This window comes from Bacillus cereus group sp. N31 (assembly GCF_016483245.1).
Classification (GTDB): Bacteria; Bacillota; Bacilli; order Bacillales; family Bacillaceae_G; genus Bacillus_A; species Bacillus_A toyonensis.
Genome location: NZ_JAEHCH010000051.1, coordinates 1 through 14,848, shown reverse-complemented (window position 1 = coordinate 14,848; position 14,848 = coordinate 1). Strand labels below are relative to the sequence as shown.

The following is a 14,848-nucleotide window of genomic DNA, read 5'->3' as shown; positions in this document are numbered from 1 at the left end:
CTAAAAATAAAAATTGACGTTTCACGTTGTTTGTTTCGTTTAGTTTTCAAAGTTCAATATCGCGTTTCAGCGACTTTTATAATTTAACATTTATCGTTAAATCTGTCAACAACTTTTTTCTTTCGTTCCTGACGACGCTTATTAATTTATCATATTAAACATTCTTTAGTCAATACTTTTTAAAAAAATGCCAAAATAATTTTATCTTGGCATGATATACAGCTTAATTATTACTAATGCAGCAACACCGGGTAAGCCTAATAAACTTGTTACTGTCGCTGTACCTGCGTTAATCGGAATATGAAAATCAAAATATGTCCCTACAACATTTACGATAAAGAGCAATGCTATTCCTAAAGTAACATGAAAAAGTATTTTACCTATAAAACGCAATGGTTTAGAAGAAACACCAAAAACAAGAAAAATAAAAACAAGAGATAGAATACCAACAATAATAATTGTAGAATTCATTTTTTCCTCCTTATGAATGACCTATACATATCTATATGTATGGGACAAGACGATAAAAAAGAACGTTTATCCTATAACTCCAGTCGGCCCATCGTGATAACTTTTACGCAGCAACATTTTCTTCATACAAACCCATCAGAATCCTCAACGATTCTTTTAAAACGAAATAACCCCTCTACTTTAACAAATAAAAAATAAAAGGTTCTGCTTAAAAAGCAGAACCTTTTACCATTGTTCCATTTTTACAGGGCGACGCTTCGCTTCTTTTAACAAGAAGAAATATTTCGCCTCCGCTATTTTCAAAGAACAAATTACATCTGGAGACGGCTCAACACTTTGTTCAACCATTCTCTTTTGACGTAACCATTCATTCTTTACTTTTTCTAATAGTACAATTAACTTATCGTCATACTCTTTACGCAATTTACCCTTTTTTTGAAAGAACATTTTTGTTTCTCCTCTTATACTTCTCTGCGGCCTTCTAGCGCTTTTGACAGAGTTACTTCATCTGCATATTCTAAATCTCCACCAACTGGTAGACCATGTGCAATACGAGTTACTTTAATACCTGTCGGCTTTAAGAGGCGGGATATATACATCGCTGTAGCTTCCCCTTCAATGTTAGGGTTTGTTGCCAATATCACTTCTTGTACCGTTTCATCGTGCAGTCGCTTTAAGAGTTGCGGGATATTAATGTCTTCCGGTCCAATTCCCTCCATCGGGGAAATCGCACCACGTAACACATGATATACACCTTGATACTCTTTCATTTTTTCCATCGCGATTACATCTTTCGGTTCTTGCACAACACAGACAACCGTTTGATCTCGATGTGAATCATCACAAATATAACAAGGATCACGGTCAGTAATATGTCCGCATACAGAACAATACGCTAGATCTCGCTTCGCATTCACAAGTGCTTTCGCAAAACCTAACACATCGTCTTCTTTCATATCTAATACGAAAAATGCCAATCGAACCGCTGTTTTCGGTCCGATTCCTGGCAATTTCATAAAACTATCGATTAATTTTGATATTGGCTCTGGATAATGCATATATCAATATCCTCCTAGAACATTCCACCTGGTAAGTTTAAGCCTTTTGTAAATTTACCCATTGTAGAATTTGAAAGTTCATCAACCTTTTTAAGTGCATCGTTCGTTGCAGCTAGCACTAGATCTTGTAACATTTCGATATCTTCTGGATCTACAACTTCTTCTTTAATTTTCACTTCAAGAACTTGCTTATGGCCATTTGCAATTACAGAAACCATTCCACCGCCAGCTGTACCTTCAACCGTTTTTTCACCAAGCTCTTCCTGTGCTTTTGCCATGTCTTTTTGCATCTTTTGCATTTGTTTCATCATGTTATTCATATTTCCCATTCCGCCACGCATCATATTTAATTCCTCCTAATAATAGTTATTCTTTTATTTCAATAAGTTCTTGCCCTACTAATTTTACTGCTTCTTCTATGAGAGGATCTTCTTTTTGCTCTGGGCTTTCTTCAGAATCCCCGCCTTCGCGTTGTAAAAAGTCCTCACGAATTTTACCCCATTCACTTTTCGGGATAGCAATCATATTTAACTTTTTACTTAGCAATTCAAAAAGAATTTGTTCCAGCGTATCCATTGCTTCACGATTTTCACTCGCCATTTTACAATGAATCTCATATTGAAATGCTAACACATAAGTATCATCTGAAGCCGCTACTGGCTCACTATTTTCTAATAAAACAGCAAATGCCACTTTGTTATACGATTTGAGTCTTCCTAACAACTCACCCCATACGGCTTTCAATTGTTCTAATTCTTGACGCTTCGCCTGCTTCAACACTTCATTTACACGTCCAACAGGAATTTTCATACTTCCCGTTCGCATTGGTTTTGGTGTTACACGCGTCTCTCTTACTTCAGGTTGCACGCCAGCTGGTACACCATTCTTTTTAACTTGTTCTAATTCTTTCTCCAGTTGCTGCATTCTGTTCATAACCGCTTGTAAACGATCTGCACCGTTTGCTTGCATCATAAACTGCTGACACAGTTGTACCATCACAACTTCTAAAAAAATTCGCGGATGGTTTGTCCACTTCATCTCTTGTTGCCCTTTACTAAGACTATGAATAATCTCATAGATTACTTCCGGCTGCATTTCTTCACTTAACATGCGGAATTGATCATCTACAATTACTCGTTCCAACATATGTTCTAGTTGTGGTGAAGTTTGATATAAAAGCATATCACGATAATAGTAAATGAAATCTTCCATAAATCGAACTGGATCCTTCCCTTTACTCATCATCTCATCTATGATACGTAATGCTCTTGATACATCATTTTCACGTATACATTCTACTAGGTTACCTAAATATTGCTGAGAAACAGAGCCTGTTACAGCTAAAACATCTTCTGTCGTAACTGCATCATCACTATAAGATATAGCCTGATCAATAAGGCTAAGTGCATCACGCATACCACCCTCGGCAGCACGAGCAACAATTTGTAGTGCTTCCTCTTCTACTTGCGTACCCTCATTTGTCACAACCGTCGATAATCTCTCAACAATATCATTTACTGATATTTTTCGGAATTCAAATCGCTGACATCTCGAAATAATCGTAGGTGGAATCTTATGTGGTTCTGTTGTCGCTAAAATAAAGATAACATGTCCTGGTGGCTCTTCTAAAGTTTTTAGAAGAGCATTAAAGGCACCCATAGAAAGCATGTGAACCTCATCGATAATGTATACTTTATATTCTACAGCACTTGGAGCATATTTTACTTTATCTCTTATATCTCGAATTTCATCTACACCGTTATTTGAAGCCGCATCAATTTCTAATACATCTGAAATAGATCCTTGTGTAATTCCTAAACAAGAAGGACATTCATTACAAGGTTCAGCTACCGGAGCATGTTCACAGTTAATTGCTTTTGCAAATACTTTTGCAATCGTCGTTTTTCCTGTTCCCCTCGGACCAGAAAATAAATAAGCATGTGAAACTTTCTCTTGAAGAAGGGCATTTTGCAACGTTTTTGTTACGTGCTTTTGACCGACTACATCTTCGAACTTTTGCGGTCTCCATGTTCGGTATAACGCTTGGTATGACACGAAAATACGGCCTCCCTCAAAGGTTATTATCTTATATATTATAACCCATTCTGTTTATAGATTCCAAAAGTTATTTTCCATACAAAAAACCCACCTTGTATCAAGGTGAGTTTTGTATACATATATAACTGCCGTGCACCTTCTGTCGATTACGTACCATAAGCGTTACTCAAGCAGTTAGCTCGGTTCAGGCACTCCTGCGGCACACGAGAAAACCCGCTTATTGCTGCTTCCTTCCGGACCTGACAAGGTTCACGGGGTCCCGTTGCGCAGGACCCAAACGTCAACACCACTTACTTAAGGCAGACCTTACAGCAACATAACCTCGAGAAGGGATTCGGCCTCGCTAGAGCGGATTGCGAGTATAGGGCACCGCTACCTCCCCGCTTAGCACGGCAAAGTTAAAACCAATATTCGGTTGCCTTCATTAAAGGCATTATCAGTATAACTTGTTTTTTTATAAAATGCAAATGCGTTAATTCTCGTTACTTTTCTCTAATTTTTTTATCGCTTTTCTTTTTTTACGAAGCTCTCTAAAAAAGTTTGTTAGCAACGTACCGCACTCTTCTTCTAATACACCAGTGACTACTTCACATTGATGATTAAAGCGTTCATCTGTTAAAAGATTCATTAATGTTCCTGCACATCCGCCCTTCGGATCACTTGCACCATATACAACTCGCTTCACTCGTGATAAAACAATTCCACCCGCACACATTGGACAGGGCTCTAAGGTTACATATAACGTTGCATCTTCTAAACGCCATGTCCCTAGCTTTTTGCAAGCTTCATCAATCGCTAACAACTCGGCATGAGCGATTGATCGTTGCTCAGTTTCCCTTAAATTATGAGCGAAACTAATTACCTCACCATCTAACACTATGACTGCACCAATTGGTACTTCTTGTATTTCCTCTGCCTTTTTAGCCTCTTCTATCGCTAGTTGCATAAAATAAATATCTTGATCTTGTTCCATAACCTAGTCCTTTCATCACAAATAAAATAAACCTTTTTCCATTTACTACACGTGGGATAACTTTTATAAATTCAATCCACCCTAAAAGAAAAAGAGAGGGGATTACATATGAAAAACACTGCTTTGCTCATTATTGATATGATTAATGACTTTCAATTTTCCCACGGGCCCATCCTGGCAAAAAAATGCGAAACTATAACAAATCCTATTTTACAATTAAAGAAAACAATGAAAGCCTTCGGCTATCCCATAATTTATGTTAATGACCATTATCAACTTTGGAGATCTGATATTGACCAACTGATTACTCATTGTACAAATGAGTATAGTGAAAATATAATTCATAAGATTGCTCCACATTCTGATGATTACATTTTTATTAAACCACATTACTCTGCTTTTTATGAAACGCCTTTGAATTCTTTATTGGGCTATTTAAAAATAGAAAATCTGATATTAACAGGAGTTGCCGGAAATATATGTATCCTATTTACTGCTAACGATGCTCATATGAGAAATTATACACTGTATGTACCACAGGATTGCATTGCCTCTAACAATGATCAGGACAATCTGCATGCTTTAAAAATAATGGAAGCTACATTGAAAGCAAATATAATACCGTCATCTCAAATAAAAATTAATTAATACATATATCTATTTTCTAACTTTTTATATCAAATTAACCCGCTCGCTTCCCTCTTGTGCTACAATAATTCTGTTTTGTGTTTTTAGTAGTCACGGTAAATCACTGATTGAAAGGAGGAAACAGCGTGACCGGAGTACCATTTATCACGGTTGAAGGACCAATTGGTGTTGGAAAAACTTCACTTGCGAAGGAAATTTCAACTCACATGCAACTCCACTTACTAAAAGAGATTGTTGATGAAAACCCTTTTTTAGGAAAGTTCTATGAAGACATCGACGAATGGAGTTTTCAAACAGAGATGTTCTTTCTTTGTAATAGATACAAACAACTAGAAGACATTAACATAAAGTATTTGAATCAAAGGAAGCCAGTAGTAGCAGATTATCATATATTTAAAAATTTAATTTTCGCATCCCGTACATTAAAAGATTCTCAATATGACAAATACATGCAAATCTATCGTATCCTTACACAAGATATGCCTGTACCAAATGTCATCGTTTATTTAACAGCTAGCCTGGAAACCTTACAAAAACGAATCGCAATGCGCGGAAGAGAATTCGAAAAAAATATGGATCCAAATTACTTACTACAGCTCACAAAAGATTACGAAACAGCAATGGATACTTTTAAAAAGGACCATCCAGATATCCCAGTGTTGAAATTTAACGGAGATGATATGGATTTTGTACAAAATCCCGATGATTTAAACGTCATCCTATCCACCCTTCAAAATACTCTCTTAAAGGAGTCGAAATAATAATGAATTTAAGGCAAAAATATGATATACCGAATGATGCAGTAATTACTATCGCCGGAACAGTAGGTGTCGGAAAATCAACTATGACAACTGCACTAGCTAACGCTTTAGGTTATCGCACATCATTTGAAAAAGTAGATTCTAATCCATATTTGGACAAGTTCTATGCCGATTTCACACGCTGGAGCTTCCACTTGCAAGTATACTTCTTAGCAGAACGATTTAAAGAACAAAAGAGAATTTTTGAATACGGTGGTGGTTTTGTTCAAGACCGTTCTATCTATGAAGACACTGGAATTTTCGCAAAGATGCATCATGAAAAAGGTACAATGACGGAAACTGATTATGAAACATACAAAGGTTTATTTGATGCTATGGTCATGACTCCTTACTTCCCTCATCCAGACTTATTAATTTACTTAGAAGGTTCTTTCGATGATATTGTAGACCGTATTCAAGAACGCGGACGCCCGATGGAGCAGCAAACACCAATTGAGTATTGGAAAGAGATGCACGGACGTTACGAAAACTGGATTAACAACTTCAATTCATGCCCTGTTTTACGATTAAACATTAATGAATACGATATTTTAAAAGATGGCGATTCAATCGAACCAATCATTAAAAAAATTGGCCATTTCTTAAAACAAACACGTAAACTTGTAAAATAAAAAACCCGTGCATATGCACGGGTTTTCCTATTAAATTACTTCTTCTTTGTTGGAGCAATAATTTCACTCTCAGGTTTTCCAGCGTTAATACGCTGACGAACAGTACTTGTACTAATGTCATATGTTTCAGCAATCTCTTTAACAGTCATTTCTTTCCCGTTAATCACTGCCGTTAATACTTTACCTGTACGTTTTGGAGCTGCTTCTTTCTTTACAGCTGGTTTTTCAACCTTTTTTGGCGCCTCTACTTTTGTCGTAGCTTGCTTTACATCACAAGTACAACCACAAAGTTTACGGAATGTATCATCGCTTATAATGCGCGATACATTTGCACCACTGTTTAAAATTCTATTGTTCTTACAGACAGGACATTGTACATAATATAAAGTTTTTCCATCTAAAGGAAACGTTTGTATAATAAGATCCATGTTGACTCCTTTCATATCTATGAAGATAATCATCGGAATATGAGTGTGTAATAAGGACAAAATCGCCTTACACCATACTTTATGATTGGTTTTAAAATAAAAACTCGTTACGTGTTGGTAACGAGTTCTCCAATCTCCACTTATATGCGCTGTTGTCAATTATATCTGGAGGAGGTAGAGGGATTCGAACCCCCGCGCGACTCTCGCCGCCTGTCGGTTTTCAAGACCGATCCCTTCAGCCAGACTTGGGTATACCTCCATATTGACATCAAATATAATATCAAAAGAAAAACAGTTAGTCAACCCTACTAAAATAAATTATGAGGAAAGGAAAATTTTACTTTCCCCCTCCTACATTACAGTACTGACAACGCTCATAATTACCAATCACTCATACCGATGAATGTTTAAATTTACTTAATAACTGTTTTTCCTCCCATATAAGGGCGAAGAACTTCTGGAATTATAATTGTACCATCTTCTTGTTGGTAGTTCTCTAAAATAGCTGCAACCGTACGTCCAATTGCAAGACCAGATCCATTTAATGTATGAACATGTTCTGGTTTTCCGTTTGGCTCACGGCGGAAACGGATATTTGCACGTCTCGCTTGGAAAGCTTCAAAATTACTACAAGAAGAAATTTCACGATATGTGCCATAGCTTGGAATCCATACTTCAATATCGTATTTCTTCGCTGCTGTAAATCCTAAATCGCCTGTGCACATGCTCATAACGCGATATGGCAACTCTAATAATTGTAACACGCGTTCTGCATCATTTGTTAATTTTTCTAACTCTCCATAAGAATCTTCTGGTTTTACGAACTTCACAAGCTCTACTTTATTGAACTGATGTTGGCGAATTAAACCACGTGTATCGCGACCAGCTGAACCTGCTTCAGAACGGAAGCAAGAGCTAAATGCAGCATATCTTATAGGCAATTGCTCTTTATTTAAAATCTCATCACGATGCATATTCGTTACAGGTACTTCTGCTGTTGGAATTAAGAAGTAATCTTCACTTTCAATACGGAATGCATCTTCTTCAAACTTCGGAAGTTGTCCTGTTCCTGTCATACTTGCACGGTTTACCATATACGGAGGTAACACTTCTTCATATCCATGCTCGTCAGTATGAAGATCAAGCATAAAACTAATTAAAGCACGCTCTAATCTTGCGCCTGCACCTTTGTAAAATACGAAGCGGCTTCCTGTTACTTTCCCAGCACGCTCAAAATCTAAAACTCCTAAATCTGTAGCAAGATCCCAATGTGGTTTTGGTTCAAAAGCAAATTCCTTCACTTCTCCCCAAGTACGTGCTACTACATTATCATCCTCTGTTTCACCAACTGGAGCAGATTCATGAGGAATATTTGGAATAGATAACATTAATCTTTCTAAGTCTTCTTCAACTGTACGAAGTTCATTATCAAGATCTTTTACTTTTTCTCCAACTTCACGCATTTCTAAAATTAAAGCTTCTGCATCTTTCTTTTCACGCTTTAATACTGAAATTTGTTGAGACACTTCGTTACGTTTACTTTTTAGTTCTTCTGTTTGAACAAGTAATTCTCTTCTTCTCGTATCAAGCTCTTCAAAACGACCAAACTCCGTTAAATCTTCGCCTCTATGCTGCAATTTTGCTTTTACTTCTTCAAAGTTCGTACGTAATAATTTAATATCAAGCATTATATACTCCTCCTTTTATTTTATAAAACACAAAAAACTCCCGTCCCTATACAAAGGGACGGGAGTTAACCCGCGTTGCCACCCTAGTTGAAAGCATTACTACTTTCCTCTCAAGTAGAAATAACGGCTCTTCACCGGGAATGTTTACTAATCATAAAGATATTCCACATTCCATTCCAGGATGGATTCACAAACTGTTTCTATCGATTTCCACCAACCATCGACTCTCTATAAGAAACGACATTTGTTACTACTTCCTATCAACACGCTTATTTTATAAAATTGTTACCATCAATTTACTATAATCTTATACAAGTTGCAAGTTACTTACACAACTTTTTTCATTTTAGCTTCTTTTACCATTTCGACAAAGTATGCTGTCACACGATGATCATCCGTTAATTCCGGATGGAATGAAGCAGCTAAAAACTGATCTTGTCTTACCGCTACCATTCGATCGCCGTGCTTAGAAAGTACTTCAACGTTATCAGCAACATCTACAACATACGGAGCACGGATAAATACACCAATAAAGTCTTCCCCCACACCTTTCATTGAAAGTGCGGCTTCAAAACTATCTTTTTGGCGTCCAAACGCATTGCGTTCAACTGTAATATCCATAGCACCAATATGTGCTTCTTCATAGCCAATAAGTGTTTTCGCAAGAAGAATCATACCTGCACATGTACCAAACATTGGTTTACCAGACTTCGCAAATGTACGAAGTGGTTCCATGAAAGCATACTTATCAATAAGACGACGCATTGTTGTACTTTCACCGCCTGGTAAAATAAGACCATCAATCTCTTCAAGTTGCTCTATACGCTTTACAACAACAGCTTCTGCACCACTTGCTTCAACTGATTTTACATGCTCACGAACTGCACCTTGAAGACCTAGTACACCGATTTTCACCATTTTAAAGTTCTCCTTCAATTACCATCCACGCTCTTGCATGCGTTGTTCTGGTAATAACGTTGAAATTTCGACACCTTTCATTGCATTACCCAATCCTTTAGAAAGGCTTGCAATTAGTTCGTAATCTTCATAATGAGTCGTCGCTTCAACGATTGCACGTGCAAATTTCTCTGGGTTCTCTGATTTGAAGATACCAGATCCAACAAATACACCATCAGCACCAAGTTGCATCATTAACGCTGCATCTGCTGGTGTTGCTACACCACCTGCTGCAAAGTTTACAACTGGCAAGCGACCAAGGCGTTTAATTTCAAGTAGTACTTCATAAGGAGCACCAGTATTTTTTGCATATGTCATTAACTCATCTTCACGTAGACTTGCAACTTGACGGATTTCTGCATTGACTTGGCGCATATGACGCACTGCCTCTACAATGTTTCCTGTTCCTGGCTCACCTTTTGTACGAAGCATAGATGCACCTTCTGCAATACGACGTGCAGCTTCTCCGATATCACGGCAACCACATACAAACGGAACTGTGTAATCACGTTTATTTAAATGGTATACTTCATCAGCAGGAGTTAATACTTCACTCTCATCGATATAGTCTACCCCTAATGATTCTAATACACGTGCTTCTACAAGATGACCGATACGGCATTTTGCCATAACCGGAATTGACACCGCACCCATAACTTCTTCAACAATCGTTGGGTCTGCCATACGAGAAACGCCACCTGCTGCACGAATATCTGCTGGTACACGCTCTAATGCCATAACGGCAACTGCGCCTGCTTCTTCTGCAATCCTTGCTTGTTCAGCGTTAACTACGTCCATAATAACGCCGCCTTTTTGCATTTCTGCCATTCCACGTTTTACACGTTCTGTCCCTGTTACATTTGTCATGTACAAAAACCCCCCTAGGTGAATTGCTTTCCCCCGTTAAAGGCGAAAATTAAGAATACTCTTACATTCTACCATTAACTATCAGATGCTTGTCTACTACTTTTTCATAAAGTAGGTATGAAAAATGGGAATAAGAAAAAGCTCCTACAACGAGGAGCTTTTAAAACCAACCTTTTACTGTATCAACAGCACTATTCCATATACCACTAAAGAAAGAGCCGATTCCGCGCATAGAACGAGTAAACCAGTTTGCTTCTTCCACTGCTGATGTTGTTACAAGATCTACTTGTAATGACTTACCAGATAAAAATCCAGGGTCATTCGTATCTTTTGGTGTAATTACCATCTGACCAAGTGCAACACCCTTTTTAATAGGTGCTTCTTGTCCCTTACTTGCTTCTTTAAATTCTGTTTTATAAACATCTTTACTTCCTTTTGGCACTGGAAGTGAAACAACTTGTTTTGTTTGAACTGCTACATCTTTATCTTTTGCATTTTCTATTCTTACTGTTTCTTGTCCTTTTACTGAAGAATCTTTTTTATACATTTGCTTCATTTCAAAGTTAGCAAATCCATAATCATATAACTTCTTCGTTTCATCAAAACGTGCTGTATGAGAACTTGTTTTAATAACTACAGAAATAAAACGCATACCGTTTCTTTCAACCGTACCAGTGAAGCAATCACCGGCTTCTGGAGTTGATCCTGTTTTCAGGCCGTCTACGCCATCGTATTGCTTAACTAAACCTTTTAACATCCAATTCCAGTTATCCATATTAATCGGGTATTTTCCGCCCTCTTGGAATACTTTTTTAGGGATTTTTGCTGTATCTAATGTTTTGGGATAATCCTTAATAAGATGTTGCGCTAAAATTGCGACGTCCCTTGCAGACATTTTATTTTCTTCATCCGGTGTTGTTCCTTCGGGATGCTGTCCTTTTAAGTCTTTGTTCGTTAGGCCTGTAGAATTTACAAATTTATAATTTTTCAATCCCAACTCTTTTGCCTTATCATTCATCATTTTTACAAAATTAACTTCTTTTCCTGCCACTGCTTCACCTAGAGCAATTGTTGCTCCATTAGCGGAATAAATCGCCATCGCTTCGTATAACTCTTTTACCGTATAAGAACCACCATTTTCTAGTGGAACATTTGATAATGAACGATCCTGTGAAATCTTATGCGCATATTCAGAAACCTTAATCTTTTGATCCCACTTAAGTTTTCCTTTATCCACTGCTTCATGAACTAAATATTCACTCATCATTTTTGTCATACTAGCAATTGATAATAACTCATCTGCATTCTTTTGATATAAAATTTTCCCAGAATTCGCTTCTACTAAAATTGCCGCACCTGCTTCAATGTTTAGAGCGGCTCCTGTTTCAGCCGATGCATTGCTATATGGTAACAGCATGCTACAAGCTAGTGTAAGCACCGTTACCAAAGCCATGAATCTTTTGCAAAACATACCTTTCACTTTTGCTACCCCCAATATCTATGTACTCACATAACCGTTATTCTAACATAATCAAAAAAAAATAGACAGAGATATCAAATCTCTATCTATTTACATATAAGACATTATAATGAGTAGTTTGGAGCCTCTTTTGTAATTTGTACATGATGAGGGTGGCTTTCACGTAAACCAGCACCTGACATGCGAATGAACTGTGCATTCTCACGTAAGAATTCTAAATCCTGTGCTCCACAATATCCCATACCTGCACGTAATCCACCAACTAATTGATGAACTGTATCTGCTAAAGGTCCTTTATATGGTACGCGTCCTTCAATACCTTCTGGAACAAGTTTTTTGTTTCCTTCTTGGAAGTAACGATCTTTACTTCCTTTTTCCATCGCTCCAACAGAACCCATACCACGATATACTTTAAATTGGCGACCTTGGTAAATCTCAGTTTCTCCAGGGCTTTCAGCAACACCAGCAAACATACTACCTAGCATAACAACGTGTGCTCCTGCTGCTAAAGCTTTAACCATATCACCAGAGTACTTAACACCGCCATCAGCAATAACTGGAATACCGTGTTTACGAGCTTCTGTTGCACAATCATAAACTGCTGTTAATTGTGGTACACCAACACCAGCTACAACGCGTGTCGTACAAATAGAACCTGGTCCAATACCAACTTTAACTACGTTTGCACCAGCCTCGATTAATGCTTTCGTTGCTTCAGCTGTAGCAACATTTCCAGCGATAATATTTAGTGCTGGATATTTCGCACGAACTTCTTTTACCTTTTCAATAACACCTTTAGAATGCCCATGAGCTGTATCAAGTACAATTGCATCTACGCTAGCTTTTACTAATGCATCGATACGAAGCATAGCATCAGCCGTTACACCAACAGCCGCTCCAACTAATAAGCGTCCTTGCTTATCTTTAGCAGAGTTTGGGAATTCAATTACTTTTTCAATATCTTTTATTGTAATAAGCCCTTGTAATACACCGTTATTATCAACAAGAGGGAGCTTTTCAATTTTATACTTTTGTAGGATCTTTTCAGCTTCTTCCAGTGTAGTACCAACTGGAGCTGTAATTAACTGTTCTTTTGTCATTACGTCAGAAATTTTGATTGAGTAGTCTTGGATGAAACGCATATCACGGTTGGTAATAATACCAACTAATTTTCGCTCATCTAAATTATTTACAACTGGTACACCTGAGATACGATATTTTCCCATAAGATGTTCTGCATCATATACTTGATGTTCTGGAGTTAAGAAGAAAGGATCTGAAATAACGCCGCTTTCAGAGCGCTTTACTTTATCAACTTGCTCTGCCTGTTGCTCAATAGACATATTCTTATGAATAATTCCTAAACCGCCTTGGCGAGCCATTGCAATAGCCATGTCAGCTTCTGTTACTGTATCCATTCCTGCACTAATTAACGGGATGTTTAGCTGTAAGCTTTCAGATAAAACTGTTTTAACACTTACTTCTCTTGGTAATATATCTGACCTCGCTGGTACAAGTAATACATCATCAAAAGTCAAACCTTCTTTAACAAATTTAGATTCCCACATAATTGTTCCCCCCATGATACCAGAAATTATTATTAGTAGCTTATCAATTGGTTAAAATACTGTCAAGGACGTATACATATGTTAGAATTTTTAGACAATAAAAGGAGCGTAATATATGCATCAAACACATTGTACTTGGCAGCAATTAAGTTTCTTTTTTTCATCTCAAAATGTACAACGTTATCTTGCCCGTTGTTATGAAAAATCCTCCATCCAAGATGCTGAAAAAAAAAGTTTTGAAAACTGTTATCCCTTTATTTACTACTTAGAACACGGGAAAAATTATTACGAATTATATAAGGTGGCCCCTTTTTCGATCCAACCAATGTTGTTATTTTATGGAATTAGTCAACTATTTAAAGCTTGCTTGTTAACTATTGATCCTAACTACCCAGAATCAACTACTGTTTTAGCTCATGGCGTTACAACTCGTAAACGAAAAAAACAAGGTTATCAATTTTTAGAAGATGAGGTGAAAATACAGAAAAACGGATTATTTACTCACGTTGCAGAACAACTGTTTCACATGAAACACTTAGAAGCGGAGAAGTTTAATATGTTAGAGCTGATGGGGAATATTCCTGAATTACAAAATTTGTTTCGTTATAGTCAAAAAGTATCAACTTTATATAAGATTGATTCAACAAATAAAAATGAGCTCTCCTTTTCAGTCAATATATTAGATCGATTACATATGACTAAAGAGCGATTTTCTCGTTACATCGAAACAACTTGTAAGCATTTATCGATACAACACGTAGCTAAGAAAAATAGTGAATCGAATGTGTTTTTTTCGGCACCTATTCAATCGTGGAATCCTATATATAGTACTCCTTTATACTACGAGTACCTTACTAATACTTATTACTTACCACTTACGACTAATCCTAGAAATTCTAAACCCGTTTTACCTGAACTCCTCGTTCATTACTTATTGCTCTATAATTTAAGCATGATTTCTAGGTATGAAACTGATTGGTGGTATGACTTACTTGGTAGTTATGGATCTGAAGATTATCCATTTATTTATCAATTCCTTAATATTTCTGCCCAAAAAATACCTTACTATATTTCAGTATTTTTACTATCAGAATCTAATCTATTTCATGGGAAATAAAAAAACACGAGTCAAAGACTCGTGTTTTTTAGTTGCTTGGCGACGTCCTACTCTCACAGGGACAAGGTCCCAACTACCATCGGCGCTAGAGAGCTTAACTTCC

The 14,848-nt window shown here is 37.1% G+C and carries 16 protein-coding genes, 1 tRNA gene, 1 other RNA gene and 1 other annotated feature; of the genes, 4 read left to right on the top strand and 14 right to left on the bottom strand.

What is annotated here, in order from left to right:
• Positions 1-201: 201 nt before the first annotated feature.
• The 7 genes from JDS81_RS29315 to tadA form a co-directional block, all read right to left on the bottom strand.
• Entirely contained in the window at positions 202-471 is a 270-nt protein-coding gene (locus JDS81_RS29315) for a pro-sigmaK processing inhibitor BofA family protein (protein WP_001089268.1), read from the bottom strand.
• Between the two features lie 225 nt (positions 472-696).
• The gene (locus JDS81_RS29310) at positions 697-918 is read right to left on the bottom strand and encodes a YaaL family protein (protein ID WP_000466018.1); all 222 of its coding nucleotides are present in this window, start codon (positions 916-918) and stop codon (positions 697-699) included.
• A 14-nt stretch (positions 919-932) separates the two neighbouring features.
• Complete coding sequence (gene recR / locus JDS81_RS29305; protein WP_000559167.1) at positions 933-1,529, bottom strand: recombination protein RecR; 597 nt, start codon at positions 1,527-1,529, stop codon at positions 933-935.
• A gap of 14 nt (positions 1,530-1,543) precedes the next feature.
• Entirely contained in the window at positions 1,544-1,870 is a 327-nt protein-coding gene (locus JDS81_RS29300; protein WP_170957726.1) for a YbaB/EbfC family nucleoid-associated protein, read from the bottom strand.
• Between the two features lie 25 nt (positions 1,871-1,895).
• Positions 1,896-3,584 (bottom strand): DNA polymerase III subunit gamma/tau, encoded by a 1,689-nt coding sequence (gene dnaX / locus JDS81_RS29295; RefSeq protein ID WP_097955256.1) that lies wholly within the window; start codon positions 3,582-3,584, stop codon positions 1,896-1,898.
• A gap of 131 nt (positions 3,585-3,715) precedes the next feature.
• Positions 3,716-3,980: signal recognition particle sRNA large type (ffs, locus tag JDS81_RS29290), an RNA gene on the bottom strand.
• A 79-nt stretch (positions 3,981-4,059) separates the two neighbouring features.
• Complete coding sequence (gene tadA, locus JDS81_RS29285) at positions 4,060-4,560, bottom strand: tRNA adenosine(34) deaminase TadA (RefSeq protein WP_097955254.1); 501 nt, start codon at positions 4,558-4,560, stop codon at positions 4,060-4,062.
• A gap of 108 nt (positions 4,561-4,668) precedes the next feature.
• Between tadA and JDS81_RS29280 the strand changes: the two genes are divergently transcribed.
• The 3 genes from JDS81_RS29280 (at position 4,669) to JDS81_RS29270 (ending at position 6,640) form a co-directional block, all read left to right on the top strand.
• Positions 4,669-5,208: a cysteine hydrolase family protein gene (locus JDS81_RS29280; RefSeq protein ID WP_000798728.1), complete on the top strand. Its 540-nt coding sequence runs from the start codon at positions 4,669-4,671 to the stop codon at positions 5,206-5,208.
• A 125-nt stretch (positions 5,209-5,333) separates the two neighbouring features.
• Complete coding sequence (locus tag JDS81_RS29275) at positions 5,334-5,969, top strand: deoxynucleoside kinase (RefSeq protein WP_097955253.1); 636 nt, start codon at positions 5,334-5,336, stop codon at positions 5,967-5,969.
• Between the two features lie 2 nt (positions 5,970-5,971).
• Positions 5,972-6,640: a deoxynucleoside kinase gene (locus tag JDS81_RS29270; protein WP_001053585.1), complete on the top strand. Its 669-nt coding sequence runs from the start codon at positions 5,972-5,974 to the stop codon at positions 6,638-6,640.
• Positions 6,641-6,675: 35 nt separating this feature from the next.
• On the opposite strand, the gene JDS81_RS29265 is transcribed toward JDS81_RS29270, so the two are convergent.
• The 7 genes from JDS81_RS29265 to guaB form a co-directional block, all read right to left on the bottom strand.
• On the bottom strand, positions 6,676-7,068 hold the full coding sequence (locus tag JDS81_RS29265) for a sigma factor-like helix-turn-helix DNA-binding protein (RefSeq protein ID WP_000364197.1): 393 nt from the start codon (positions 7,066-7,068) through the stop codon (positions 6,676-6,678).
• Positions 7,069-7,234: 166 nt separating this feature from the next.
• Positions 7,235-7,327: transfer RNA gene (locus JDS81_RS29260), tRNA-Ser, on the bottom strand.
• Positions 7,328-7,481: 154 nt separating this feature from the next.
• Positions 7,482-8,756 (bottom strand): serine--tRNA ligase, encoded by a 1,275-nt coding sequence (gene serS, locus JDS81_RS29255; RefSeq protein WP_097955251.1) that lies wholly within the window; start codon positions 8,754-8,756, stop codon positions 7,482-7,484.
• 51 nt (positions 8,757-8,807) lie between these two features.
• Positions 8,808-9,029: a binding site (T-box leader), on the bottom strand.
• Between the two features lie 54 nt (positions 9,030-9,083).
• Positions 9,084-9,674, bottom strand: a complete 591-nt coding sequence (pdxT, locus tag JDS81_RS29250; protein WP_000238789.1) for a pyridoxal 5'-phosphate synthase glutaminase subunit PdxT — start codon at positions 9,672-9,674, stop codon at positions 9,084-9,086.
• Between the two features lie 18 nt (positions 9,675-9,692).
• Positions 9,693-10,580, bottom strand: a complete 888-nt coding sequence (gene pdxS, locus JDS81_RS29245; protein ID WP_000186168.1) for a pyridoxal 5'-phosphate synthase lyase subunit PdxS — start codon at positions 10,578-10,580, stop codon at positions 9,693-9,695.
• 160 nt (positions 10,581-10,740) lie between these two features.
• Complete coding sequence (locus tag JDS81_RS29240) at positions 10,741-12,051, bottom strand: serine hydrolase (RefSeq protein ID WP_142312920.1); 1,311 nt, start codon at positions 12,049-12,051, stop codon at positions 10,741-10,743.
• A gap of 113 nt (positions 12,052-12,164) precedes the next feature.
• Complete coding sequence (gene guaB, locus JDS81_RS29235) at positions 12,165-13,628, bottom strand: IMP dehydrogenase (protein WP_000264091.1); 1,464 nt, start codon at positions 13,626-13,628, stop codon at positions 12,165-12,167.
• A 115-nt stretch (positions 13,629-13,743) separates the two neighbouring features.
• Here guaB and JDS81_RS29230 point away from each other — a divergent pair, with 115 nt between their 5' ends.
• Positions 13,744-14,745, top strand: coding sequence for a YaaC family protein (locus JDS81_RS29230; RefSeq protein WP_097955248.1), 1,002 nt, complete (start codon positions 13,744-13,746; stop codon positions 14,743-14,745).
• Positions 14,746-14,848: the final 103 nt, after the last annotated feature.

Coding starts and splice junctions, on each gene's coding strand:
- pdxS (WP_000186168.1), bottom strand. CDS start 10,580: ATGACAAATGTAACAGGGACAGAACGTGTAAAACGTGGAATGGCAGAA.
- recR (WP_000559167.1), bottom strand. CDS start 1,529: ATGCATTATCCAGAGCCAATATCAAAATTAATCGATAGTTTTATGAAA.
- JDS81_RS29315 (WP_001089268.1), bottom strand. CDS start 471: ATGAATTCTACAATTATTATTGTTGGTATTCTATCTCTTGTTTTTATT.
- pdxT (WP_000238789.1), bottom strand. CDS start 9,674: ATGGTGAAAATCGGTGTACTAGGTCTTCAAGGTGCAGTTCGTGAGCAT.
- JDS81_RS29230 (WP_097955248.1), top strand. CDS start 13,744: ATGCATCAAACACATTGTACTTGGCAGCAATTAAGTTTCTTTTTTTCA.
- tadA (WP_097955254.1), bottom strand. CDS start 4,560: ATGGAACAAGATCAAGATATTTATTTTATGCAACTAGCGATAGAAGAG.
- JDS81_RS29300 (WP_170957726.1), bottom strand. CDS start 1,870: ATGCGTGGCGGAATGGGAAATATGAATAACATGATGAAACAAATGCAA.
- JDS81_RS29265 (WP_000364197.1), bottom strand. CDS start 7,068: ATGGATCTTATTATACAAACGTTTCCTTTAGATGGAAAAACTTTATAT.
- JDS81_RS29310 (WP_000466018.1), bottom strand. CDS start 918: ATGTTCTTTCAAAAAAAGGGTAAATTGCGTAAAGAGTATGACGATAAG.
- JDS81_RS29240 (WP_142312920.1), bottom strand. CDS start 12,051: ATGTTTTGCAAAAGATTCATGGCTTTGGTAACGGTGCTTACACTAGCT.
- guaB (WP_000264091.1), bottom strand. CDS start 13,628: ATGTGGGAATCTAAATTTGTTAAAGAAGGTTTGACTTTTGATGATGTA.
- JDS81_RS29270 (WP_001053585.1), top strand. CDS start 5,972: ATGAATTTAAGGCAAAAATATGATATACCGAATGATGCAGTAATTACT.
- serS (WP_097955251.1), bottom strand. CDS start 8,756: ATGCTTGATATTAAATTATTACGTACGAACTTTGAAGAAGTAAAAGCA.
- JDS81_RS29280 (WP_000798728.1), top strand. CDS start 4,669: ATGAAAAACACTGCTTTGCTCATTATTGATATGATTAATGACTTTCAA.